The organism is Pseudomonas quasicaspiana (genome assembly GCF_021147825.1).
GTDB lineage: Bacteria > Pseudomonadota > Gammaproteobacteria > Pseudomonadales > Pseudomonadaceae > Aquipseudomonas > Aquipseudomonas quasicaspiana.
Map to the genome: position 1 here is coordinate 25,193 of NZ_JAGTPI010000019.1, position 21,369 is coordinate 46,561.

The 21,369-nt window shown below is 58.1% G+C and carries 23 protein-coding genes; 22 read left to right on the plus strand and 1 reads right to left on the minus strand.

Annotated features, from left to right (window positions below):
- Nucleotides 1-227 precede the first annotated feature (227 nt).
- The 16 genes from KDX30_RS13560 to KDX30_RS13635 all read left to right on the plus strand — a co-directional run bounded on the left by KDX30_RS13560 (nt 228) and on the right by KDX30_RS13635 (nt 14,478).
- Nucleotides 228-455 carry a hypothetical protein gene (locus KDX30_RS13560; protein ID WP_027900822.1) on the plus strand — a complete coding sequence of 76 codons (228 nt, stop codon included), beginning with the start codon at nt 228-230 and terminating at the stop codon, nt 453-455.
- A gap of 98 nt (nt 456-553) precedes the next feature.
- Nucleotides 554-2,287, plus strand: a complete 1,734-nt coding sequence (gspE, locus tag KDX30_RS13565) for a type II secretion system ATPase GspE (protein ID WP_027900821.1) — start codon at nt 554-556, stop codon at nt 2,285-2,287.
- On the plus strand, nt 2,284-3,486 hold the full coding sequence (gene gspF, locus KDX30_RS13570; protein WP_231676278.1) for a type II secretion system inner membrane protein GspF: 1,203 nt from the start codon (nt 2,284-2,286) through the stop codon (nt 3,484-3,486). Before gspE ends, gspF begins: the two co-directional genes overlap by 4 nt.
- A 25-nt stretch (nt 3,487-3,511) precedes the next feature.
- Entirely contained in the window at nt 3,512-3,943 is a 432-nt protein-coding gene (gspG, locus tag KDX30_RS13575; protein ID WP_027900819.1) for a type II secretion system major pseudopilin GspG, read from the plus strand.
- A 9-nt stretch (nt 3,944-3,952) separates the two neighbouring features.
- Nucleotides 3,953-4,390 (plus strand): GspH/FimT family pseudopilin, encoded by a 438-nt coding sequence (locus KDX30_RS13580; protein ID WP_080238180.1) that lies wholly within the window; start codon nt 3,953-3,955, stop codon nt 4,388-4,390.
- Nucleotides 4,387-4,764 (plus strand): type II secretion system protein, encoded by a 378-nt coding sequence (locus tag KDX30_RS13585; protein WP_122708769.1) that lies wholly within the window; start codon nt 4,387-4,389, stop codon nt 4,762-4,764. Before KDX30_RS13580 ends, KDX30_RS13585 begins: the two co-directional genes overlap by 4 nt.
- Entirely contained in the window at nt 4,761-5,381 is a 621-nt protein-coding gene (locus KDX30_RS13590; RefSeq protein WP_231676280.1) for a prepilin-type N-terminal cleavage/methylation domain-containing protein, read from the plus strand. Before KDX30_RS13585 ends, KDX30_RS13590 begins: the two co-directional genes overlap by 4 nt.
- Nucleotides 5,378-6,112: a type II secretion system protein GspK gene (locus KDX30_RS13595; protein WP_095098762.1), complete on the plus strand. Its 735-nt coding sequence runs from the start codon at nt 5,378-5,380 to the stop codon at nt 6,110-6,112. Before KDX30_RS13590 ends, KDX30_RS13595 begins: the two co-directional genes overlap by 4 nt.
- Nucleotides 6,109-7,182 (plus strand): type II secretion system protein GspL, encoded by a 1,074-nt coding sequence (locus tag KDX30_RS13600; protein ID WP_231676289.1) that lies wholly within the window; start codon nt 6,109-6,111, stop codon nt 7,180-7,182. The genes KDX30_RS13595 and KDX30_RS13600 overlap by 4 nt, the downstream gene beginning before the upstream one ends.
- Nucleotides 7,157-7,810, plus strand: coding sequence for a type II secretion system protein GspM (gspM, locus tag KDX30_RS13605; RefSeq protein ID WP_027900813.1), 654 nt, complete (start codon nt 7,157-7,159; stop codon nt 7,808-7,810). The genes KDX30_RS13600 and gspM overlap by 26 nt, the downstream gene beginning before the upstream one ends.
- Entirely contained in the window at nt 7,807-8,331 is a 525-nt protein-coding gene (locus KDX30_RS13610) for a general secretion pathway protein GspN (protein ID WP_122708766.1), read from the plus strand. The genes gspM and KDX30_RS13610 overlap by 4 nt, the downstream gene beginning before the upstream one ends.
- Nucleotides 8,332-10,671, plus strand: coding sequence for a type II secretion system secretin GspD (gene gspD / locus KDX30_RS13615; protein ID WP_231676292.1), 2,340 nt, complete (start codon nt 8,332-8,334; stop codon nt 10,669-10,671).
- 61 nt (nt 10,672-10,732) lie between these two features.
- A complete protein-coding gene (locus tag KDX30_RS13620; RefSeq protein WP_231676294.1) occupies nt 10,733-11,452 on the plus strand; it encodes an alpha/beta hydrolase in 720 nt (239 codons plus the stop codon).
- 149 nt (nt 11,453-11,601) lie between these two features.
- Nucleotides 11,602-12,351, plus strand: coding sequence for a hypothetical protein (locus KDX30_RS13625; protein ID WP_231676296.1), 750 nt, complete (start codon nt 11,602-11,604; stop codon nt 12,349-12,351).
- Nucleotides 12,352-12,506: 155 nt separating this feature from the next.
- Nucleotides 12,507-13,865 (plus strand): AAA family ATPase, encoded by a 1,359-nt coding sequence (locus KDX30_RS13630; protein ID WP_231676298.1) that lies wholly within the window; start codon nt 12,507-12,509, stop codon nt 13,863-13,865.
- Nucleotides 13,852-14,478, plus strand: a complete 627-nt coding sequence (locus KDX30_RS13635) for a retron system putative HNH endonuclease (RefSeq protein ID WP_231676300.1) — start codon at nt 13,852-13,854, stop codon at nt 14,476-14,478. Before KDX30_RS13630 ends, KDX30_RS13635 begins: the two co-directional genes overlap by 14 nt.
- Before the next feature lie 4 nt (nt 14,479-14,482).
- Here the strand turns inward: KDX30_RS13635 and KDX30_RS13640 are convergent, their stop codons facing one another.
- The gene (locus KDX30_RS13640; protein WP_231667968.1) at nt 14,483-16,384 is read right to left on the minus strand and encodes a sigma 54-interacting transcriptional regulator; all 1,902 of its coding nucleotides are present in this window, start codon (nt 16,382-16,384) and stop codon (nt 14,483-14,485) included.
- A gap of 239 nt (nt 16,385-16,623) precedes the next feature.
- On the opposite strand from KDX30_RS13640, the gene KDX30_RS13645 reads away from it, so the two are divergent.
- The 6 genes from KDX30_RS13645 (at nt 16,624) to KDX30_RS13670 (ending at nt 21,253) form a co-directional block, all read left to right on the plus strand.
- Nucleotides 16,624-17,106 carry an MSMEG_0572/Sll0783 family nitrogen starvation response protein gene (locus KDX30_RS13645; RefSeq protein ID WP_027900808.1) on the plus strand — a complete coding sequence of 161 codons (483 nt, stop codon included), beginning with the start codon at nt 16,624-16,626 and terminating at the stop codon, nt 17,104-17,106.
- 179 nt (nt 17,107-17,285) lie between these two features.
- A complete protein-coding gene (locus KDX30_RS13650) occupies nt 17,286-18,254 on the plus strand; it encodes a Nit6803 family nitrilase (RefSeq protein WP_231676303.1) in 969 nt (322 codons plus the stop codon).
- A complete protein-coding gene (locus KDX30_RS13655) occupies nt 18,241-19,323 on the plus strand; it encodes an MSMEG_0568 family radical SAM protein (protein ID WP_231676305.1) in 1,083 nt (360 codons plus the stop codon). The genes KDX30_RS13650 and KDX30_RS13655 overlap by 14 nt, the downstream gene beginning before the upstream one ends.
- A gap of 26 nt (nt 19,324-19,349) precedes the next feature.
- On the plus strand, nt 19,350-19,910 hold the full coding sequence (locus KDX30_RS13660) for an MSMEG_0567/Sll0786 family nitrogen starvation N-acetyltransferase (protein WP_099270847.1): 561 nt from the start codon (nt 19,350-19,352) through the stop codon (nt 19,908-19,910).
- Entirely contained in the window at nt 19,903-20,931 is a 1,029-nt protein-coding gene (locus KDX30_RS13665; protein WP_231676308.1) for a sll0787 family AIR synthase-like protein, read from the plus strand. The genes KDX30_RS13660 and KDX30_RS13665 overlap by 8 nt, the downstream gene beginning before the upstream one ends.
- A 1-nt stretch (nt 20,932) precedes the next feature.
- The gene (locus KDX30_RS13670) at nt 20,933-21,253 is read left to right on the plus strand and encodes an MSMEG_0570 family nitrogen starvation response protein (protein ID WP_099270849.1); all 321 of its coding nucleotides are present in this window, start codon (nt 20,933-20,935) and stop codon (nt 21,251-21,253) included.
- The last annotated feature ends 116 nt before the right edge of the window (nt 21,254-21,369 follow it).

Below are 21,369 nucleotides of genomic sequence, written 5' to 3' on the forward strand. Positions count from 1 at the left end.
GACCCGGAATGTCAAACAAAAGCTCGTTTTGAGTGAGTTTTTGTTTTTTTTGCTTACAAATTTGAACTCATGCTAAACCTACTGGTCGATTGGTTTAAGAATTTTCGGCGAGCGATTCATCTTCGCTGCTGGCACGATGCCGAGGTTCCCCTTAGTTGCGGTTTAATGCCTCTGTTTTTCGGTGGGTATTGCGTAGCTATTTATTATTATTTTGCGGGAGATAGTTTATGAAGTTGCCTCTTATTGGTGCGGGCGTGGTGTTGGGTTTTGCACTTACTGGTGCTGCAATCGCTGCTGAAGCCACCGATGCCGATGCGAAGTCGGGTGCTACCGATTCCACGGTGCTGACCCAGACTCAAGACGCCAAAGTGTTGAAAAAACAGCAAGCCCAGACCACCAAAGGCGGTCGTCCTCTCGACGCCACCAAAAACAATTCGCAAAAAACCTCGAATTGATGGTCTAACCGTTTTTCTACCGGCCTCCTGATTGATCCCGATTCGGTCAAGAGGCTGGTACCCTTGCTCCTTCGATTTGTACAGATGCCCGCACCTATATGTCCGCCCCCGTCGATACCTCCCGATTAGTGATCCCCGATGCCGAGCAGGTTTGCGCCTGGTTGATGGAAAATGCCGGTCTGAAGACCGTTGATCTGGAACGTGCCCGGCGTCTGGCTCAGGAATCGGCTCAAGAATCCGAATCCGCCGAGCTGCTGGGCTTGCTGACCCGATTGGGTCTGGTCTCCGAATTTGAACTGGCCCGTGCCTGGGCGGCTCTTCTTGATGCGCCGCTGGTGCTGGCCGAGTCCGCGCCGCCGCTGCTGGACCCGTTGCCGCCGTTGACCGAGCGCTTCATGCGTCACTACCAGATCGTGCCGCTGGGCTGGAGTGACGGTGGCTTGCGCGTATTGGCGGCCAATCCGCATCTGCTGTATCCGTTTCAAGCCGTTGCGTACGCCTGCGATGTGCCGGTCTTGCTGTCGGTCGGCCCCCGTAATGAAGTCGAAACCCTCATTGAGCGTTATTACGGCCAGGGTCGCTCAGCCATGGGCACGCTGATCGAGAACCTCGACGAAGAGGGCGGCTCGCTTGAGGACATCGAACACCTGAAAGACATGGCGTCCGAAGCGCCGGTGATTCGTCTGGTCAACCTGATCCTGCAACGGGCCGTCGAGCATCGCGCCTCCGACATCCATATCGAACCATTTGAAAGCCAGCTCAAAGTCCGTTACCGCATCGATGGTGTCCTGCACGAAGCCGAAGCGCCGCCGTCCAGTTCATCGGCGGCGGTGATCTCGCGGGTGAAGATCATGGCCCGGCTTGATATTGCCGAGCGTCGGCTGCCTCAGGACGGGCGGATCATGCTGCGTATTCAAGGTAAGGAGCTCGACTTGCGGGTTTCTACCGTGCCCACCAGTTTTGGTGAGTCGGTGGTCATGCGTCTGCTGGATCGGCAGACCATCAATTTCGACTTCCCGAGCCTGGGCTTCGACGGCGAACGCCTCGACGAATTTCTTGAAGTACTGGAACGGCCTCACGGCATCCTGTTGGTGACCGGTCCGACCGGTTCCGGTAAAACCACCACGCTTTACACCGCGCTGTCCCGGCTGAACACCGCCGAACGCAAGATCATCACTGTTGAAGACCCGGTGGAGTACCAGCTCGAAGGCATCAACCAGATTCAGGTCAAGCCCGCTATCGGTCTGGACTTCGCTGGAGCGCTGCGTTCCATCGTGCGTCAGGACCCGGACGTGATCATGATTGGTGAGATGCGTGACCTGGAAACCTGCCGCATCGCGATTCAATCCTCGCTCACCGGTCACCTGGTGCTCTCGACCCTGCACACCAACAGTGCGGCGGCGAGTATCACCCGTTTGCTGGACATGGGTGTCGAGAGTTACCTGATTGCTTCCACCGTGAACGGTATTCTGGCCCAGCGTCTGGTGCGTCGTCTCGATCCTGCGACTCGCGAAGCGTTTGAAGCACCGCCTGAATTAATAGAAGAGCACGGACTTGATCGTTTTACTGACGAACGTCCAATCATGCTGTACCGTCCACGCCCCGATGCGCCCGGTGGTGGCTATCGCGGCCGTAGTGCCATCACCGAATTGCTGGTGATGAACGAAGAATTGCGCAGCCTGCTGATGCGTCATGCCGATGCGTCGACGCTGGAGCAAGCGGCCCGTCGTGGTGGTTTACGGACCCTGCATGAAGAAGGTTTGCGTCAGGCAGTGGCCGGTGTCACCTCTCTTGAGGAAGTCTTGCGGGTGACCCGCGGGGAAGGTAATTGAGCCTGTTTAAATATCGCGCCCTGGACAGTCAGGGCGTTGCTCAAAATGGCACCCTGGATGCCAAGGATCAGGACGCGGCCGTCGCTGTTTTGCAAAAGCGCGGCCTGCTGGTCCTGCAAATCGACCCTGCCGGTATGGGCGGCCTGCGTAATGCACTCGGCCGCGGCATGCTCAATGGTGCGGCGCTGGTGAGTTTTACCCAGCAACTGGCAACGCTGCTCGGTGCCGGTCAGCCTCTGGAGCGCTCGTTGGGCATCCTGCTCAAGCAGCCCGGCCAGCCGCAGACCCGGGCGTTGATCGAGCGCATTCGCGAACAGGTCAAGGCCGGTAAGCCGCTTTCGGCAGCACTGGAAGAAGAGGGCACGCAGTTTTCTTCTCTTTATATAAGCATGGTTCGTGCGGGCGAGGCGGGCGGTGCGCTGGAAAGCACCTTGCGCCAGCTAAGTGATTACCTGGAGCGCAGTCAGTTGCTGCGCGGCGAAGTGATCAACGCGCTGATTTACCCGGCGTTTCTTGTTGTGGGTGTGCTGGGATCTCTGGCGTTGCTGCTGGCCTACGTGGTGCCGCAGTTCGTGCCGATCTTCAAGGATCTTGGCGTGCCGATCCCGTTGATCACTGAAGTGATCCTCGGCCTGGGTGAGTTTTTAAGTGCTTACGGGCTGGCGGTGTTGGCCGGGTTGATTGCCTTGATCTGGTTGGTGATGGTGCGCCGCAAGGATCCGGCCCGACGTGAACGTCATGATCGTCGTCTGCTGGGGATTCGCATCATCGGCCCGCTGCTGCAACGTATCGAAGCTGCTCGTCTGGCGCGAACATTGGGCACACTTCTCAATAATGGCGTTGCGTTGTTACAAGCGCTGGTCATTGCTCGTCAGGTCTGTACTAATCGCGCGCTGCAAGCGCAGGTCGCGCAAGCCGCAGAATCAGTGAAAGGCGGCGGCACGCTGGCCAGTGCCTTTGGTGCCGAGCCGCTGTTGCCGGATCTGGCCCTGCAAATGATTGAAGTCGGCGAACAGGCGGGCGAACTGGACAGCATGTTGCTCAAGGTCGCGGATGTATTCGACATCGAGGCCAAGCGCGGCATCGACCGGATGCTCGCGGCGCTGGTGCCTGCTCTGACCGTGGTCATGGCCGGGATGGTGGCAGTGATCATGCTCGCGATCATGCTGCCGTTGATGAGCCTGACCAGCAATATTTGAATTTTCGAAAGAGGAAACGATTGTGATGAGTTTCAGCCGTAAACGCTTCAAACCGGGCCGCAGACAAAACGGCTTCACCTTGCTGGAAATGCTCGCGGTTATCGTGTTGCTGGGCATTGTGGCGACCATTGTAGTGCGTCAGGTCGGCGGTAACGTCGACAAAGGCAAATACGGTGCGGGCAAAGCGCAACTGGCCAGCCTGTCGATGAAGATCGAAAGCTACGCGCTGGACGTCGGTTCGCCGCCTAAAACCCTGCAGCAACTGGTGGAGAAATCCGGCAATGCTTCCGGCTGGGCTGGCCCGTATGCCAAGCCTTCGGACCTTAAAGACCCGTTTGGTCACGCGTTCGGCTATCGCTTCCCGGGCCAGCACGGCACGTTTGACCTGATCTTTTTCGGCCAGGACGGCCAGGCAGGCGGCGAAGGCTACAGCGCTGACCTGGGCAACTGGGAATAATCACCGATCATGAACAGTCGTGCTGCAAGCCGTGGTTTTACCCTGATGGAAATGCTGGTGGTCATCGTTTTGATGAGTATCGCCATTGGTCTCGTAGGGTTCGGTTTACAGCAGGGCCTGAGTGCGGCGAAAGAGCGCCAGACTGTCGGGCAAATGGTCAACGCTTTACGCGCAACACGGGTCAAGGCGATTGTCACCGGGCAACCGGCGCGTACCGTTTTTGATCTCAGGTCGAAAGCCTTCCAGGCCCCGGACCAGCGTATTCATCACTGGCCGCCGGAATTGCAGGTGACTTTGCAGACGGCTGCGGAGATGGGCTCGACTGTCGAGTTCTACCCGGACGGCGGTTCCACCGGCGGCAACCTGACTCTGGTTAATGGTGATCGGCGCTGGCGCATCGACATCGGCTGGCTGACCGGCAGCGTGCAGTCCAAGGCGTTGCCATGAACGGCGGCAGCCAGGGTGGTTTCACCTTGCTGGAAATGCTTGCAGCGCTGACCGTGATGGCGGTGTGCAGCAGCGTGTTATTGGTGGCCTTTGGGCAGAGCGCACGGTCCTTGCAACAAGTGTCGCACAGCGATCGCCTGACACATGCGGCGCGTACGATCCTGGATCAGGAAGCTGCCGGTCCGCTGGAAAGCGGTACACGGCAAGGCGTTCTGGCGGGCGATATCAGCTGGCAGCTGGATATCCAGCAGATGCCGGGACGCAACGGTCAGGCCCGAATGTTCCGGCTGGACCTTGACGTACGTGAGCATCAGCGCCGGGCACAGTTCAGCACACTCAGGTTACGTGGCGCAGTCACCGGAGCCGGATCTTGAGACTGGCCCAGCGTGGTTTCACGCTGCTGGAAATCATGTTGGTGCTGAGCCTGCTGGGTGTATTGCTCGTTCTGGTGGGCGGCGCGATGCTCGGTGCCAACCGGGCCGTGCTCAAAGCCCAGCGTTACACCACCAGCCTGGACGAGATGCGTGCGGCGCAGAATTTCCTCCGAGATTCCATTGGTCAGGCATTACCGCTGGACAGTTCGGAAGACGACAGCGAAAGTAGCGGCTTTTTTGTCGGCTCAAGCCAGCGCCTGCAATTTGTTGCCACGTTGCCGGGGGAGCTGGGCGGCGGGATTCAGCTGCACACCCTTGAGGTAAAGGATCGGGAGTTGCAGGTCGCTTTCGCGCAGATTCTGAGCACAGCCGATGGCACCACTTCCAGACCGTGGGGCGACCCGCAGGTGCTGGCGCGTAATGTTGAGTCGTTGAGTTTGAGCTACCGGGGGGTCACACCCAAAGGTGAGCCCACTGGCTGGATGGCCGACTGGCCCTGGCCAACGCGCCTGCCGCGAGCGGTGCGGATCGACGCTAAGCTCAACGGCCCGGTGCCATGGCTGACTGAAGTAGTGGCGCTGCGGCTGGATTTGTCTGGTGGAGCGGGCGGCCAATGAGGGCGGTACCCGATAAACAGCGCGGTGTCGCATTGCTGCTGGTGTTATGGGCTTTGGCGCTTCTTAGCCTGTTACTCGGCAGTCTGGCCAGTTGGGTGCAACTGGAAAGTCGCCAGGCATTGTGGGCCCGGCAACACACTCAGGCGCATTTGGCAGCAGAGGCTGGTCTGGCGATGGCAGTCAAAGGTTTGAGCGATCCGCTGGAACGTAAACGCTGGATCGCCGATGGCCGGGAAGTTGCATTGCGCTTTGATGATGCGCAGTTGCGGATCAGGGTGCGCAGCGAGCGCGGCAAGCTGGATTTGAACAGTGCAGTGGCGGGTGACATTGCCCGTCTGGCCCAGGCTTGCGGTGCCGGGAAAGATCAGGCTGCGGCCATGGCCCAGGAGATTGAAAGCCGTCGCGGTTCGGGTTCGCCGCCGCTGCGGGTGATTGAAGAAGTCAGGCAATTACCGGGCATGACTCAGGCGTTGTATCGCCAGATGCTGCCGGAAGTGACCTTGTGGAGTGGGCTGGACCGACCTGAACCGGCTTTTGCATCGCCGTTGTTGCGGCGGGCCTTGAACCTGCCAAACCAGAGCGCGGTGGGTAGCGATCCGGGTGAAGTATTGATGATCGAAAGTTACGCGCAACGCCCCGGCGGTTTCCATGCCGAGCTACAGACCACTGTTTTATTGAGCCCATCGGAGGGAAGCGCACAGCCTTATCGGGTCCTGCGTTGGCAAGAATGAATCGACTATTTTCAGCGCGGCAGATGACCTTGCCTGCGCCCTTACTGGCCCTTGCCGAGCGTATCGCCCAACAGTGGCGCGGCAGCCTGCTGCAACGCGGCTGGCAATTGTGGCTGGCGGAACTGCGGGCCTGCATGCCCGAGAAACTGCAGCTGCTGTTGATTCACGACACGCCGGAGCACTTGCATGCCTGGCCGTTGGTGGGATCGTTGCCGGTCCTGCCTGCAAACGTACAACAGGTTTTACTGCTGCCGCCGTCAATGGTGCTTGTGCAAAGCCTGCAACTGCCTCTGGCCGCTGCCCGGGACCTGAACACCGTGGTTGGTTATGAACTGGACCGATTTACGCCGTACGATGCCTCGCAGCTGTACTTCGTTGCCCGGCAGGACAAGCGCAGCGGCGCCTTTATTCATGTCACGCTGGTAGCGATTCTGCGCGAGCGGCTGGATGCGATTCTCAATGAATGCGCAACCCTCGGCTTGCAGCCGCACGCCGTGGATGTGGGCAGTGATCACGCGTCCCGTCTGGGTGTTGACCTGCTACCCGCCCCGTTGCGTCCTCGGCAAAAAAGCAATGGTCTGGGCCTGCAACGCAAACTCCTGTGGCTGTGCGGCGGCCTGTTGATCGTCGCCATGTTTCTCTGGCTCAACAGTCGCCAGCAATTGCTGGAAGAAATGCAAAGCACCGTCCAGGCACAAAGAGCCCAGGTCGCGCAGATTCAGAAAATCCGTCAGCAACTGACCAATACCCGCGGTGCCGCCAGTTACCTGATCCAGCGTAAAGCCGCGCAGCCGACGTATGCATCGCTGCTCAGCGAACTCACGGCTTGCTTGCCGCGTGACACCTGGATCGACCAACTGGAAATCACCGACAGCGCCGAAGTTTCGTTTTCCGGGCAAAGCGCCAAGGCCAGCGCCCTGATTGCCCGGGTGAAAGATTGCCACAGTCTGGACAACGCACAATTCCAGGGCGTCATTCAGCCTGACCCACAAACCGGCAAGGATCGTTTCTCGCTGCGCGCCCATTTGCATCAGGAGGCCGCAAATGCGCCGACCACTGACCAGCCGTGAACGTCGCGGTGCCGCGCTGATCGTATTGGCGCTGGTGCTGTGCTTCGCCTATTGGCTGCTGATCGACAGCTGGTTCGCCGGGCCGCTGCGTGAAATCGATGCTCAGGCCGACCAGCTACGTGAGCAGCAACAGCGCTACGCGGGCTTGCTGAGCCAGGGCAACACGCTGAAAAAGCAACTTGAACAGGCCCGTAACGATCCTGCCAGCAGCACCAGCCTGTTGCCCGGCGATGATCCCAGCGCCGTGGCTGCCGATTTGATGCAGCGCATCGCCGACCTGATCAACAGCCACGCGAGCACCGGTGGCGGCTGTGCATTGACCCAGCGCATGCCGATCACTCCGGAACAGGACAGCGCCGAGCCGTACCGCCAGGTCAAAGTCAGCCTGACCCTGGAGTGCGCCATCGAGCCATTGACCGCGATTCTGCACGAGCTGGAATACCAGCGGCCGTTTCTCTTTGTCGATGAAATGAGCGTGCGCCGTGGTGCCGATGCGCCGGTTAAAGGCGGGGCTGGCAAGCTGGTCGCGCATTTGCTGGTCCGTGGTTATCTGCAACCGGCAGGCGTTGAAGTTGAAGAGGCGTCCGAAGCTCAAGACGCGCCCGAAACTGAAGAGGATGCCCAATGATCGGTTCATTGCGCTCCACCGAATGGGGCTTGCTCGGTCTGGCGGCCGTTCTCGGTCTGGTCATTACCGCAATTGTCAGCGGCGCTGCCAATTCCCCGGACTGGTTGCCAGCACAAGCTCCGCGCTCGCAAAATGACAAAGCCGGAAAAGCCCTTGTCGCCCCGAGTGCCACGCTGCAAAGCCTTGCGCAAACCTGGCAGGCCCCGCTGTTCAGTACCGACCGCACGCCGGATCGCTCGGTTGGAAAAGCTCAGGCGTCCAGTCTCGCGGGACTGACGTTGACCGGGATCATGATCGACGGTGAACTGCGGGTTGCCTTGATCAAACGTACTGACGGACCACCATTGAAAGTGCACCAGGGCGAGTCGCTGCCCAACGGCTGGAAGCTGGAAAAGCTGACCCCCATGCAAGCCGATTTTTCTTCCGACGGTCGCACTCAAAGCCTGGCGCTGCGTGCGCTGCGTTTGCCGCCGCCGTCTAAAACACCACCGATTTCTCTTCCTCGCGAGTCCACCCAGTAAATGGCTACTTCTTCAGGCGTTCGTCAATTCCCTCGCTTGCGCACTCCCATGTTGTGCCTGGCCACAGCTGTCGCCCTCGGGGGCTGTGCCACAGCGCCCAACAATTACGATCAAGACAGCGACATGTTGCGCGAGGCCCTGAACGGCACCGGCTCGCAACGTCCGCCGGTTGATCCGCGCAGTGAGCAGGTTCCGCAGGAAGCGTCGCAGCCTCAACCCGCCACAGCGCCTACCCGGCAGTTGATCCGTGGCAACCAGCAATTCGTGCGCAAGCCGACGGCCGCGTCGCCATCTTCAGCGCCTGCAGGCCGTAACGCTGAAGTCGGTGACATCGTTTTCAACTTCACCAACCAGCCCATCGAAGCCGTAATCAACAGCATCATGGGCGACCTGCTGCATGAGAACTACAGCATTGCTCAAGGCGTTAAGGGTGAGGTGAGTTTTTCGACCTCCAAGCCGGTTAACAAGCGGCAAGCGCTGTCGATCCTCGAGACGCTGCTCTCCTGGACTGACAACGCCATGATCAAGCAGGGCGATCGCTACGTGATCCTGCCCGCCAATCAGGCGGTCGCGGGCAAGCTGGTGCCTGAAATGACCGTGTCCCAGCCCGCAGCCGGCATGTCGGCGCGGCTGTTCCCGTTGCGCTATATCTCGGCTACCGAGATGCAGAAACTGCTCAAACCGTTCGCCCGGGAAAACGCCTTCCTGCTGGTTGATCCGGCGCGCAACATATTGAGCATGTCGGGTACGCCGGATGAACTGGCCAACTATCAGGACACCATCGATACCTTTGACGTTGACTGGCTCAAGGGCATGTCAGTAGGTGTGTTTGGTTTGCAGCGCGCCTCGGTTGGCGAGCTGATGCCGGAACTGCAAAAGATGTTCGGCCCCGACAGCGGCATGCCGTTGGCGGGCATGGTGCGTTTCCTGCCCATCGAACGGACCAACTCCGTGGTGGCGATTTCTTCGCAGCCGGAGTACCTGCGTGAAGTGGGTGACTGGATCCGGACCATCGACGAGGGTGGCGGCAACGAGCCGCAAATGTACGTCTACGATGTGCGCAACATGAAAGCCACCGACCTCGCCAAATACCTGCGCCAGATCTACGGTAACGGCGCGATCAAGGATGACTCTGCGGCCAAGGTTGCACCGGGTCTGCGCACCCGCTCGCTCTCATCATTGAGCTCGGGTGGCACCTCCAATGGCATGAACAACAGCACCGGCGGTTTCGGTGGTGTGGGCGGCATGGGCGGCAACAGCAGCGGCATGGGGATGGGCAACAACCAGAACCAGGGCATGGGCAGCGGCGACGAAGAGCAGGACAGCGAAAGCAGCGAAGAAAACCTCGACAGCGAATCCGACACCAGCGCGGAGCAGGGCGGCGGTAGCGGCAACACGCCCAAGGGCATCGATGCCAGCACCCGTATCACTGCACAGAAGAGCAGCAACCAGTTGCTGGTCCGTACCCGCCCGGCGCAGTGGAAGGAGATCGAAGCGGCCATCAAGCGCCTCGATAACGCGCCGCTGCAAGTGCAGATCGAAACGCGGATTCTCGAAGTCAATCTGACCGGCGACCTCGATCTGGGAGTGCAGTGGTACCTGGGCCGTCTGGCGGGTAACACTGGCACCACCAACATCAATAATGCCTCTGGCAGTCAGGGCGCATTGGGCGGCGGCGGCCTAGGGGTTCAGAACTCCTCGCTGTTCTACTCGTTTGTCAGCAGTAACTTGCAAGTCGCCCTGCGTGCCCTGGAAACCAACGGCCGCACCCAGGTGCTGTCCGCGCCATCTCTGGTGGTGATGAACAACCAGCAGGCGCAGATCCAGGTCGGCGATAACATCCCGATCAGCCAGACCACGGTCAACACCATCAACTCCGATACCACCCTGAGCAGCGTCGAATACGTGCAGACCGGTGTGATTCTGGATGTGGTGCCACGGATCAATCCGGGCGGTCTGGTGTACATGGATATCCAGCAGCAGGTCAGTAATGCGGACACGTCTACTATCACCGATACGCAGGCCAATCCGAGCATTTCGACCCGTTCGGTGTCGACTCAGGTTGCCGTACAAAGTGGCCAGACGGTGCTGCTTGGCGGTCTGATCAATCAGAACAATTCCGAGACCACCAGCTCGATACCGTATCTGGGCAATATTCCCGGTCTGCGCTGGTTGTTCGGCACCACGAGCAAATCCAAGGCGCGCACCGAGCTGATCGTGCTGATCACGCCACGTGTGATCACCAGCAGCAGCCAGTCCCGTCAGGTGACGGATGATTATCGTCAGCAAATGCAGTTGCTGCGTCCGGAAAGGGTCAGCCACACCGGCATCGACGATTGATCCTTACCCCCCACTTAGCGCTGTCCTGAAGACAGGCAGCGCTCATCCGAGGTCTTGATTAATGTTGAAAGTGTTTGCCTTCATGTTGTTTGCCATGTGCGGGTTGGCTCAGGCCGGGCAGCCATTGTTGCGTGATCTGCCTCTGGCTTATGTGGAACAGGCCAGCACTGAAGTAAAAGACAAGCCTCTGGTCATCTTTTTACATGGCTACGGTGGCGATGAAACCAACCTGCTCAGCTTCACCTCGCTGATGCCGAGTGATTACAACTACCTGTCGGTGCGGGCGCCGATGAACGCAAGGGAGGAGGGCTATCAGTGGTTCACCCCGAAGCGGGATTCTGCCTATTACGACGGCGTAACGTCGGACCTTGAAAGCAGCGGGCAATTGCTGAAGCAGTTTATTGAACAGGCGACGAGCAAATACCAGACCCAGCCGTCAAAGGTCTTTCTGGTGGGCTTCAGTCAGGGTGCCATGATGAGCTACGAAGTGGCGCTGCGTGATCCCGGTCTGGTGGGAGGCTTTGCAGCATTGAGTGGCCACATGCTGCCGGTGCTCAAGGCGGAACTCAAGCCTGATCCGGCGCTGCGCAAACTCGCTGTCTTCATCGGCCACGGCACAGCCGACACACTGATCCCGGTGCAGGGCGCGAGCGATGCCGAGGCGTACCTGAAAGCGTTGGGGCTCAAGCCGCAATACCACGCCTATGCCGGGCTGCCTCACGGTGTGAACGAGACTGAGGTCAATGATTTGGCGGGTTGGTTGGAGAGGGTAGTCAAGTAGGAAAGCTTCGTCATGTGAGGGCGGTGCATTTTTGCTGACATTTCCGGGATAATGGCGGAACACCACTATTGGTGCTCGCCATTCCGTTCGAATAATCCTTTTCAGGGTATCGATCAGTTTTCTCAGAAATCGTACAAGGCAAAGTAGCAATGGATGCAGCAACACCTCCCCGCAGCAAACCGGCAATTCTTTTTACCAAAATAGGCGCAAGCATTAGCAGCTTGTTGGCGACTTTATGGGGGCTATTTACCTACGTTTTCCCCGATCCTAGTGTTTTTGGTTTCAGTCTCGAGTTTCTAAACTGGCAAACCATGATTTCGGTGGTTTGCGTGGTGACCTTCCTCGTAGCGTTCTGGATTGCTTTTCTAGCCGATAAGCTACCGCGCGCCCTTAAATACACGGTTTGGCTACTGCTCAGCCTCATGCTGTGTGGTGTCTTTTTCAAACTGGGTGGCGAGTATGCCAAGCCTTCCTTTGAGTTCGCTCGCAATCAGAAACTCATGCAGGTAAATGACAACGCCAACGTCTTTGGTAAACGGGTTGAAACAGTCGACAACGTTCGCATCGAGTTGCTGGAATGTGAACAGAATGGGCAAGCGCCTGCCTGTACTCTGATGCTGACCAACAACAACTCGGATCGTGATTTCAGGCTGGTATCGCCCAGCAGTCTGTTTGAAGAAGCCGGCGGGGCTCTGAATCTGGCGCAGTTGCGTGTAGGTGATGCCAAGTTTGACCGGTGGGACTCGTTCCAATTGATCAGAAACGTGCCGACGCGTCTGACGTTGATTTTCGAAACAACCAGAGCTCAGGTAAAACTCTCTCCGGCACTGAAGCTGACTTTCCGTAACAGGGACAGCAATGAAAGTGTTCTGAAGTTCAGTGATGTGAAGGTCAACTGACGCCAAGCATGCTGCTGGGTATTCGGGGGGGCCGACATACCGTCTGGCTCCCCCTTTTATTTGGTAACGGGCGCTTTCGTCGAGATTCAAGCCCTGCAATGAGTGGCATACTTCGCCCTGTCACTCAAATCTGGATCCGGCCCCTCAGGGATTACATGGAAATCAAAAGCTTCAGGCTCGTTAACGTGGGTCGTTTCGCCGACCTTGATGTCCCTTTGGCACCTACCCCGCGGCACTTATCTAGTGTCACGGTACTGGTTGGGAACAATGGGGCGGGCAAGACCACATTGCTCAAGTCGGTGGCTACGTCTCTAAGTTGGTTGGTCGCGCGGATTCGTACGGAGAAAGGTATTGGTAACCGTATTGATGAGTCGGCGATTCGCAACGATGCCTCTTCAGCCTCGATTGTCGTTGAGGTAAATGAAGCGGTTGTGTTTGATCCTCGTGTTCATAGGCCCTCTTCAAAGTGGGCGATATCAACTGCGAAAAAAGGTCGTAAGGCAGCTTCAGTGTCGATGTTGAGTGATCTCAATCTTTTGGCAGACAGCTATCGCTCGTTGTTGACAGAGAGTGAGAGTGCGTCCTTGCCAATGGTGGCTTATTACCCGGTTGAGCGCTCGGTGCTTGAAATTCCGTTGAAAATTCATGCTAAACACACGTTTGACCAACTCGATGGTTATGACAACGCGCTTGCAAGAGGCGTAGATTTTCGCCGATTTTTTGAGTGGTTCAGAGAGCGTGAGGACAATGAAAATGAGACGGGAATATCTGCAGAACTCTTAAATGAACTTTCCCAGAAAGTCGCGCCAGATAGCGCGACGTGGAAATTATTGTCACAAGAGCACGCCTCATCTCGAGATCGCCAACTGACAGCCGTGAGAATTGCGGTGGAAGCCTTTATGCCCGGATTCAATAATCTGCGCGTTAAGCGAAGGCCAAGTTTGCATATGGCTATCGATAAAGAGGGCGTCACTCTAAACGTTTCTCAGCTTTCTCAGGGCGAAAAATCTATGATGGCACTGGTTGGAGATATCGCCAGGCGCCTAGCTATGATGAACCCAGCCCTCGAAAATCCCCTGCAGGGTAACGGTATCGTTTTGATCGACGAGGTAGAGCTTCATCTTCACCCCAAGTGGCAGCGTAGCCTGATTGAACAGCTCACCACGACCTTTCCTAATTGCCAGTTCCTTTTGACCACCCACTCCCCATTGGTCATCAGCGATGCCAAGGATGTATTGGTATACGTTATGAGCGATGGGGAGTTACATGAGCAAGACAGTCTTTATGGTCTGGACGCCAACCAAGTGCTGTTGAGTGTTATGGATACTGATATCCGTAATACCTCCGTTCAAGCTCATCTTGATGAATTGCAATATTTCCTTGTGAGGGGTGAGCTGGATGAGGCTCGCACTTTGTATCGAATCCTGGCTGGCGAGCTCCCCGCAGACCACATTGAGCTAGCTAAAGCCGCGTTGTTGATTCGAAAGCAGGAAGTGCATCGTGCGAAAGATTGAAAAAGGAGGTTTAGCGATCCTTGAAGCATGGAAGCGAAGGAACCCAGGCACTCGGTATCATGATCTTGTCGGTCACGGCGAGATAAAAGATGCCATTCGACAAGCCTGTGTCGCTGAGCAACATGGTTTATGCGCTTATTGCTGTCGCGGAATATCTTCCGAGAAAGTGAGCTCTCACAACGAGCATGTCGAAGCTCAAAATTTGGCGCGTAATCGGACGCTGGATTTCCAGAATATCGTCGCCAGCTGCAATAAACCCGGACGATGCGGCGACGCCCATCGCAGTCAGCCGTTGCCGCTAACACCACTGATGGATGAATGTGAAACAGAGTTGCTGTTCGAGTTATCTGGAGCAGTAGAAGGTTTGACTGAGCGAGCGAACGCCAGCATCAGGGTTCTTAAGCTAAATAATCGTGGGCTGATAGGAGAGCGGAGGGCAATGGTTGATACGTTGCTGTATAGCAACGGAGGTCTGGACGCTGCTGAGCTTAGGCTTACCACTGACGACTTGCTCAATTTGCTGCTAGACGATTTGCGTCAAATAGATCGCGAACAAAAGCTTCAACCCTTTTCTCCTGTTTTGGTCAATGTTATTCGAAGTCTTCGGGCCTAGCATTTCATCCCACCTCAATATCCAGCCGCTTCAACCGCGACGCCAATGTTGTCGGTTTCAAACCCAGCAACTCTGCTGCACCTCCCTTGCCGAACAACTTGCCATTACAGGCTTTGAGTGCCGCCTGCATGTTGCTCCGTTCCAGTTCTCTCACCTGAGCGTCCGTCATGATGCTCGTGGCGGGAAGCAGTGCAGGGGCGGCTTCGGTTCTGTTGGGCTCGTCCGGCAGGTCCATATTCAAATCCGCACCGTGAGAGGTGATCAGCGCTCGTTCGATAACGTTCTGCAACTCACGGATATTGCCGGGCCATGAATAGCGTTGCAGGCGTTCGATGTCGCTGTTGCGCAACCGGCGGCCCGGCATGTTCAAGCGTTTGGCGGTCTGTTTGAGGAAGTGTGCAGCCAATGGCGCAATGTCCATCGGCCGCTCGCGCAGGGCCGGGGACTGGATAGGAAAGACGTTAAGGCGGAAGTACAGATCCTCGCGGAAATGTTTGGCGGTCACTTCCTGACGCAAGTCCCGGTTAGTCGCGGCGATGATTCGCACATCAACCTTGCGCGTGCGTTCTTCGCCGACGCGCTCGAACTGACCTTCCTGTAGAACTCGTAACAGTTTGCTTTGCAACTCCAGTGGTATCTCGCCGATTTCATCAAGGAACAGAGTGCCGCCATCCGCCAGTTCAAAACGTCCGACACGGTCACGAATCGCTCCGGTAAACGCACCGCGAATATGGCCGAAGAACTCGCTTTCAAACAACTCGGTGGGAATCGCCGCGCAGTTGACCCTGATCAGCGGGTTGGCACTGCGTCGACTGGCCTGATGGATCGCCCGGGCAATCAATTCTTTGCCGGTGCCGGATTCGCCATTGATCAACACGCTGGCGTCGGTCGGCGCCACGACGTCGATCTGTTTGATGATCTTCAGGATCGGCTCGCTCTGGCCGACGATTTCCCGAAAGTTGTGTTCGATGTGAATTTCTTCCTGCAGATACGCGTTTTGCTCTTCAAGGCGCTGCTTGAGCACCTTGAGCTCTTCGAGCGCATTGTGCAGCTGGTTCTCCGTGGTCCGCCGCTCGGTGATGTCGCGGAATACCACCACCGCACCGGCAATTCGACCATCGGCAATCACCGGCGTGCTGGTGAACTCAACCGGGAACGAGCTGCCATCCCGACGCCAGAAAACCTCCTGCCGACCCTCATGAACCACACCATCGCGTACCGCTTTATAAATCGGGCAGTCTTCCACCGGGTAGTGGCTGCCATCGGCGTGGGTGTGATGGTGAATGCGGTGGATGTTCTTGCCGATCATGTCTGCCGGTTCCCAGCCCAGCATGCGTGCGCCAGCCGGGTTAACGAAGGTGGCCAGGCCATCGGTGTTGATGCTGTAAATGCCGTCGCCCACCGCGCTGAGCAGCAACTGATTATCGCGCTCTGTTTCCTGAAACAGGTTGAGAATATTGCGCCATTCCAGCAGGCCGCCACGCATGGTGCGCTCGGTATGGGCCTGATCACGCTGGTACTTCTCATGGCTGGCTTCACGCATGACCAGAATCAGCTGTGGGTTGCCTTTGACCTGCAGAATGGTTGCTGACAATTCCAGCTCTATGCGCTCGCCGGTCTTGCAATTGCAGCTGAGATCTTCGGTCCAGCCACGGCCTTTATTCATGACGGCTTGAGTAAAGACGATCAGGTCGGCCAGTTGATGACCGAACAATTTGCTGACCGGCAGCTCCAGCAGTTCCTGGCGCGGATAGCCGAGCAGCTTGCAGGCCGCCACGTTCAGGTCGCCGAAGCGATCCGCTACGGGGTCGAGCAGGGCGATGGCCTCGGCGCAGTGCTCGAACACCATGTGCCGCGAAGAATAGGCCAGGTCGGCCCAGCCGGTCAGTGAATCTGGCTCGCTCATTACGAAATCTCGTGATCCAGCGCTACGAAGATTCGTATTTCTACGGGAATGCGTGATCCGGCGATAGGCTCAGATAGGTCCGTAAAAACCGGATCAGATCTTAATATTTTTGATAATCAGTGGCTTAGCCCGCATACGGACAACATTTTTATTTTTGGCACGGCGTTCGCTCTTGTCCTGTTGTCACCCCGGCGTTTTCAAGCCGCTGATAAAAACATGACTTACTGGAGAACGACGATATGCCAAGCGTGGACATTGCTCACTATCAAGACGGCGACTTCCTGGTCAATTACGAAGAAAAAGTCTTCGAGGACGTCAAAGCCGAACCGGGCGAAAAAGCCCTGCTCACGTTTCACACCATCGCTTTCGAAGGTTCTATCGGCCTGGTCAACATGCTCCAGGCCAAACGCCTGCTGCGCAAAGGCTTTGAAACCAAAATCCTGTTGTACGGACCCGGCGTGCAGCTGGGTGTGCAGCGTGGTTTCCCGACGCTGGGTGCAGAAGCCTTCCCCGGCCATCTGGCGGTGAACAACCAGATCAAAGCGTTCATGTCCGAAGGCGGCGAAGTCTACGCCTGCCGCTTCGCCTTGCAGGCCCTGTACGGCCAGACCGAAAAAGCCCTGATCGAGGGTATTCGTCCCATCAACCCACTGGACGTCATGGACCTGCGCCTGCTGATGCGCCGCGAGGGCGCGATGATTATCGATACCTGGACGGCGTAACAGAACACGCGGTGCCTGCATGGAATGCACCTGTGGGAGCTGGGCTTGCCCGCGATAAACGATAACGCGGTGTACCTTCAAGACGCGTCTCATGCATCGCGGGCAAGCCCGGCTCCCACAGTTGGATCTCATTTCAAATCAGTTTCATGAAAGCCGCCAAAATTTTCAGGACCTCCCAAATGACCACCATCCGCGCCGCCGCCGTTCAGTTCAGCCCGGTGTTGTACTCCCGGGAAGCCACTGTCGCCAAGCTCTGCACAACCTTGCTGGCGCTGGGGCGCGAAGGTGTGGAGTTCGCGGTTTTCCCGGAAACCGTGGTGCCGTACTACCCCTATTTTTCCTTCGTCCAGCCGCCATTTGCCATGGGCAAGGAACACCTGAAACTCCTTGAACAGTCCGTCACGGTGCCTTCCGACGTGACCCGGCAGATCGGTGAGGCCTGTCGTGAGGCAGGGATCGTCGCGTCTATCGGCGTCAACGAGCGCGATGGCGGCACGATCTACAACGCGCAGTTGTTGTTCGATGCCGATGGCACGTTGATTCAGCACCGTCGCAAGATTACCCCGACGTATCACGAGCGCATGGTCTGGGGGCAGGGCGACGGCTCCGGCTTGCGTGCCGTGGACAGCGCGGTCGGCCGCATCGGCTCGCTGGCCTGCTGGGAGCATTACAACCCGTTGGCCCGCTATGCGTTGATGGCCGACGGCGAGCAGATTCATGTGGCGATGTTCCCCGGCTCATTGGTAGGAGACATTTTTGCCGAGCAGATCGAAGTCACCATCCGCCATCACGCCCTTGAGTCAGGCTGCTTTGTGGTCAACGCCACAGCCTGGCTGGATGCCGATCAGCAGGGGCAAATCATGCAGGACACCGGCTGCGGTCTGGCGCCGATTTCCGGCGGTTGCTTCACGGCCATTGTCTCGCCGGAAGGCAAATTGCTCGGCGAGCCGCTGCGCTCCGGTGAAGGCTGGGTGATTGCTGATCTGGATCTGGCGCTGATCGACAAGCGTAAACGCATGATGGATTCGGTGGGGCATTACAGCCGTCCAGAACTGCTCAGCCTGCTGATTGATCGCACGCCCACCGCGCATGTGCACGAGCGCGCCGCTCAACTCAAAACCGAGGAGCTTGCCCATGCAGACCAATGAATTGCTGGCCGAGTTGCAATGTCACGGGGTGCGCTGGCCCGCCGCGCAGAACGGTCTGTCGCGGCAAGGCGGAGCGGGGCCATCGGACCACAAGGCGCTGAGTTTCGGCAGCCGGACCATGATGGTGCCGATCCTCAATCAGGCCTCTCAGGATTCTCCATATCAGGCGCAACCCAGTGAAGATGGCAGCCATGCGCTGATTTTTCGTCAGGGCTTGCAGGTCGGTCAGGTACAGATGCCGGGCGTGCCGAAGTTTTACGGATTGAGCACTGATGACGGCATTCCGTACTGGAAAATCGCCACGTTGCACAGCAGCGATGTGCTCGCAACGACCGTCCTGCAGCATTGCATCCGCTTCAATGATCGTGGTACTTCGTGCCAGTTCTGTGCGATCGGCCAGTCTTTGGCTGCTGGCAAGACCATTGCCCGCAAGCGTCCGCAGCAACTGGCTGAAGTGGCAAAAGCCGCAGTTGAACTGGATGGCGTCAAGCACATGGTGATGACCACTGGCACGCCACAAACGCCTGATCGCGGCGCAGCCATTCTGTGTGAGTCCGCCGCCGCAGTGACGGCCGCCGTTGATCTGCCGATTCAGGCGCAATGCGAGCCGCCGGATAACGATGCGTGGTTCATGCGACTGCGCGACAGCGGTGTGGTGTCATTGGGCATGCACCTGGAAGCGGTCACCGACGAGGTTCGTCAGCGGATCATGCCCGGCAAGGCCGAAGTGCCCCTCACGCGTTATTTCGAAGCCTTCAGCGCGGCGGTCGAGGTGTTCGGTCGCGGTCAGGTCAGCACCTACATCCTTGCCGGACTGGGCGACAGCGAAGCGGCGATCACCGAGATGAGTGAGCGCTTGTGCGAATTGGGTGTGTATCCGTTCGTGGTGCCTTTTGTACCTATCGACGGCACGCCACTGGCCCGTCATCCCAAACCCGACAGCGCCATGATGTCCCGCTTGTATCCGCAGATTGGCGCGAGCCTGCGTCGTCACGGTTTGCGTTCCGAACAGATCAATGCCGGTTGCGCCAAGTGCGGCGCGTGCTCGGCACTGAAGAACTACGAGTAAGCCGGTTTACCCAAGGGAGAAACGCCATGTCCAGCCTTGCCTTTGCTCTTGTCGACAGCACGTTCGAGCCTTTTCGTGCCGGTGAGCTTTTGGTTAAACCAGCCACGGAACATTGGGAGAAACAGGCATATTACGCGTTGCGCCGTGCGGTGTTCTCCGATGAGCAACAACTGTTGGCGCAAGACAAGGACGGTCACGACTTTCAGGCGATTGCGATTGTCGCGTTGGCCGGTAATTGCGGCATGGCCGATCAGGTGGTCGGCGCGGTACGGATTTACCAGCCCGAACCTGGCGTGTGGTTTGGCGGACGCTTGTGCGTTGCGCCAGCCTATCGACGCCACAGCATGATCGGCAAGGCACTTGTCAATGAGGCGGTGTCGCGAGCAAAGGATCTGGGCTGCGAAATCTTTCACGCCACCGTGCAAACAGCCAACGAGCTGTATTTCCAGGCGCTGCACTGGCAGACCCTGAATCACCTGGAGTTGCTCGGCCAGCCTCATTGCCTGATGCAGGCCGATTTGACGCGCTACCCATTCATGCCGCGCCAGGTGTCGCTTCGCACCTTGCAGGCGGCTCGCCATGCGTGAGATCAACGATCTGCCAGCGCTGCTCGGACTGTTGCGAAACACCCCGGCGATGCTTTCCAAGCAGGCCATTCAGCAGCCGGCAGCGGTCATCGGTAAAGCGGACAAGGTAATGACTCGTGCCGAACTCTACGCCTTGCCCGGCGACGACACGGCGGCCATCGCCTGCGGTGAGCATTATCAGTTGTTGGCGATTGAAGGCATGTTGCCCGGATTCGTCAGTGCCGCCCCGTGGTTCGCGGGCTGGTCGGCAGTGATGGCCAATGTCAGCGATATCACCGCCATGGGCGGTCGGGCCACAGCGGTGGTCAACGCGTATTGGCACCATGATCAAGACGCCGCCCAGCAAGTGTTGGCCGGCATTCGCGCCGCGTGTGAGGCCTACGGTTTGATGCTGGCGGGCGGGCATACCAGTCTGGCCAACGGCAATCCGACTGCGTTGGCTGTGGCGATTACCGGGGTCGCCAGCAAGTTGCTTTCCAGCCTGCATGTCGCGCCGGGGCAGGTGATTGCCATGGCGGTGGACCTCGAAGGCCAGTGGCACGCGGACACGACCTATTGGAAGGCCTTCGAGGGTGTCCCGGCCTCACGGCTGCGCAGCAAGCTGGACGTGTTGGCGCGTCTGGCCGAAGCGCAGTTGCTGCATGCCGCCAAGGACATCAGCAACGCCGGGGTATTGGGCAGCCTGCTGATGCTGCTGGAGGCCACCGGTTGTGGTGGGCATGTGGATTTGAGTGCATTGCCATGTCCGCCGGATGCTGATCCACAGCGCTGGCTACAGGTTTTTCCCAGCTACGGCTTTCTCATGACCCTTGATGAAAAGGACTGGCCCAGCGTGCAGGCCGCCTTTGCGTTTGAAGGGCTGTGTTGCGAGCGAATCGGTCAGGTCAACGCCAGTGCCGCGCTGACGGTGCAGGCCGGTTCGCAACACGCCGAGTTCTGGAATCTTGGCGAGCAGGCCTTTACCGGCTTCAGTTACGCCCATCTTGATCTGTCCTCATTGACCATCCCACAGGAGCACTGACATGCCCGCTGTCAATTTCACCATTCGCTGGCCCAACGGCAAAGAAGCCTCCGGCTATTCACCTTCGACGGTGATTTACGACCACTTGCAGGAAGGCGCCAGTTACCCGCTGGCCGACTTTCTGGAACGCATCGAAGGCGGTCTCAACAATGCCTCGGAGCGGGTCAAGCAGGTCAAAGGCTTCTACTGCAGCTCGGCGATGGACACCCTCAACTCCCTGAAGGGCCAGGCCATGCGTCAGGAAGACGGCGCTGTGGAGGTTATCAGTATGCGCACCGAAGGCGGCGGGCGGGTGCCCAGCTCGGGGTGGAGTTCTTTTTAGGCCTGCATGCTGCGGTCGTGTGGGAGCCGGGCTTGCCCGCGATGGTGCTGGACGCGATTTAATGTCAGACCGCGTCATCGTTCATCGCGGGCAAGCCCGGCTCCCACAGGAAACGC

What these genes read in the sequence shown, in the direction of transcription:
- KDX30_RS13560 (WP_027900822.1), top strand. Translation starts at nt 228, where the DNA reads ATGAAGTTGCCTCTTATTGGTGCGGGCGTGGTGTTGGGTTTTGCACTT.
- gspE (WP_027900821.1), top strand. Translation starts at nt 554, where the DNA reads ATGTCCGCCCCCGTCGATACCTCCCGATTAGTGATCCCCGATGCCGAG.
- gspG (WP_027900819.1), top strand. Translation starts at nt 3,512, where the DNA reads ATGAGTTTCAGCCGTAAACGCTTCAAACCGGGCCGCAGACAAAACGGC.
- KDX30_RS13580 (WP_080238180.1), top strand. Translation starts at nt 3,953, where the DNA reads ATGAACAGTCGTGCTGCAAGCCGTGGTTTTACCCTGATGGAAATGCTG.
- KDX30_RS13585 (WP_122708769.1), top strand. Translation starts at nt 4,387, where the DNA reads ATGAACGGCGGCAGCCAGGGTGGTTTCACCTTGCTGGAAATGCTTGCA.
- KDX30_RS13595 (WP_095098762.1), top strand. Translation starts at nt 5,378, where the DNA reads ATGAGGGCGGTACCCGATAAACAGCGCGGTGTCGCATTGCTGCTGGTG.
- KDX30_RS13600 (WP_231676289.1), top strand. Translation starts at nt 6,109, where the DNA reads ATGAATCGACTATTTTCAGCGCGGCAGATGACCTTGCCTGCGCCCTTA.
- gspM (WP_027900813.1), top strand. Translation starts at nt 7,157, where the DNA reads ATGCGCCGACCACTGACCAGCCGTGAACGTCGCGGTGCCGCGCTGATC.
- KDX30_RS13610 (WP_122708766.1), top strand. Translation starts at nt 7,807, where the DNA reads ATGATCGGTTCATTGCGCTCCACCGAATGGGGCTTGCTCGGTCTGGCG.
- gspD (WP_231676292.1), top strand. Translation starts at nt 8,332, where the DNA reads ATGGCTACTTCTTCAGGCGTTCGTCAATTCCCTCGCTTGCGCACTCCC.
- KDX30_RS13620 (WP_231676294.1), top strand. Translation starts at nt 10,733, where the DNA reads ATGTTGAAAGTGTTTGCCTTCATGTTGTTTGCCATGTGCGGGTTGGCT.
- KDX30_RS13625 (WP_231676296.1), top strand. Translation starts at nt 11,602, where the DNA reads ATGGATGCAGCAACACCTCCCCGCAGCAAACCGGCAATTCTTTTTACC.
- KDX30_RS13630 (WP_231676298.1), top strand. Translation starts at nt 12,507, where the DNA reads ATGGAAATCAAAAGCTTCAGGCTCGTTAACGTGGGTCGTTTCGCCGAC.
- KDX30_RS13640 (WP_231667968.1), bottom strand. Translation starts at nt 16,384, where the DNA reads ATGAGCGAGCCAGATTCACTGACCGGCTGGGCCGACCTGGCCTATTCT.
- KDX30_RS13645 (WP_027900808.1), top strand. Translation starts at nt 16,624, where the DNA reads ATGCCAAGCGTGGACATTGCTCACTATCAAGACGGCGACTTCCTGGTC.
- KDX30_RS13650 (WP_231676303.1), top strand. Translation starts at nt 17,286, where the DNA reads ATGACCACCATCCGCGCCGCCGCCGTTCAGTTCAGCCCGGTGTTGTAC.
- KDX30_RS13655 (WP_231676305.1), top strand. Translation starts at nt 18,241, where the DNA reads ATGCAGACCAATGAATTGCTGGCCGAGTTGCAATGTCACGGGGTGCGC.
- KDX30_RS13660 (WP_099270847.1), top strand. Translation starts at nt 19,350, where the DNA reads ATGTCCAGCCTTGCCTTTGCTCTTGTCGACAGCACGTTCGAGCCTTTT.
- KDX30_RS13665 (WP_231676308.1), top strand. Translation starts at nt 19,903, where the DNA reads ATGCGTGAGATCAACGATCTGCCAGCGCTGCTCGGACTGTTGCGAAAC.
- KDX30_RS13670 (WP_099270849.1), top strand. Translation starts at nt 20,933, where the DNA reads ATGCCCGCTGTCAATTTCACCATTCGCTGGCCCAACGGCAAAGAAGCC.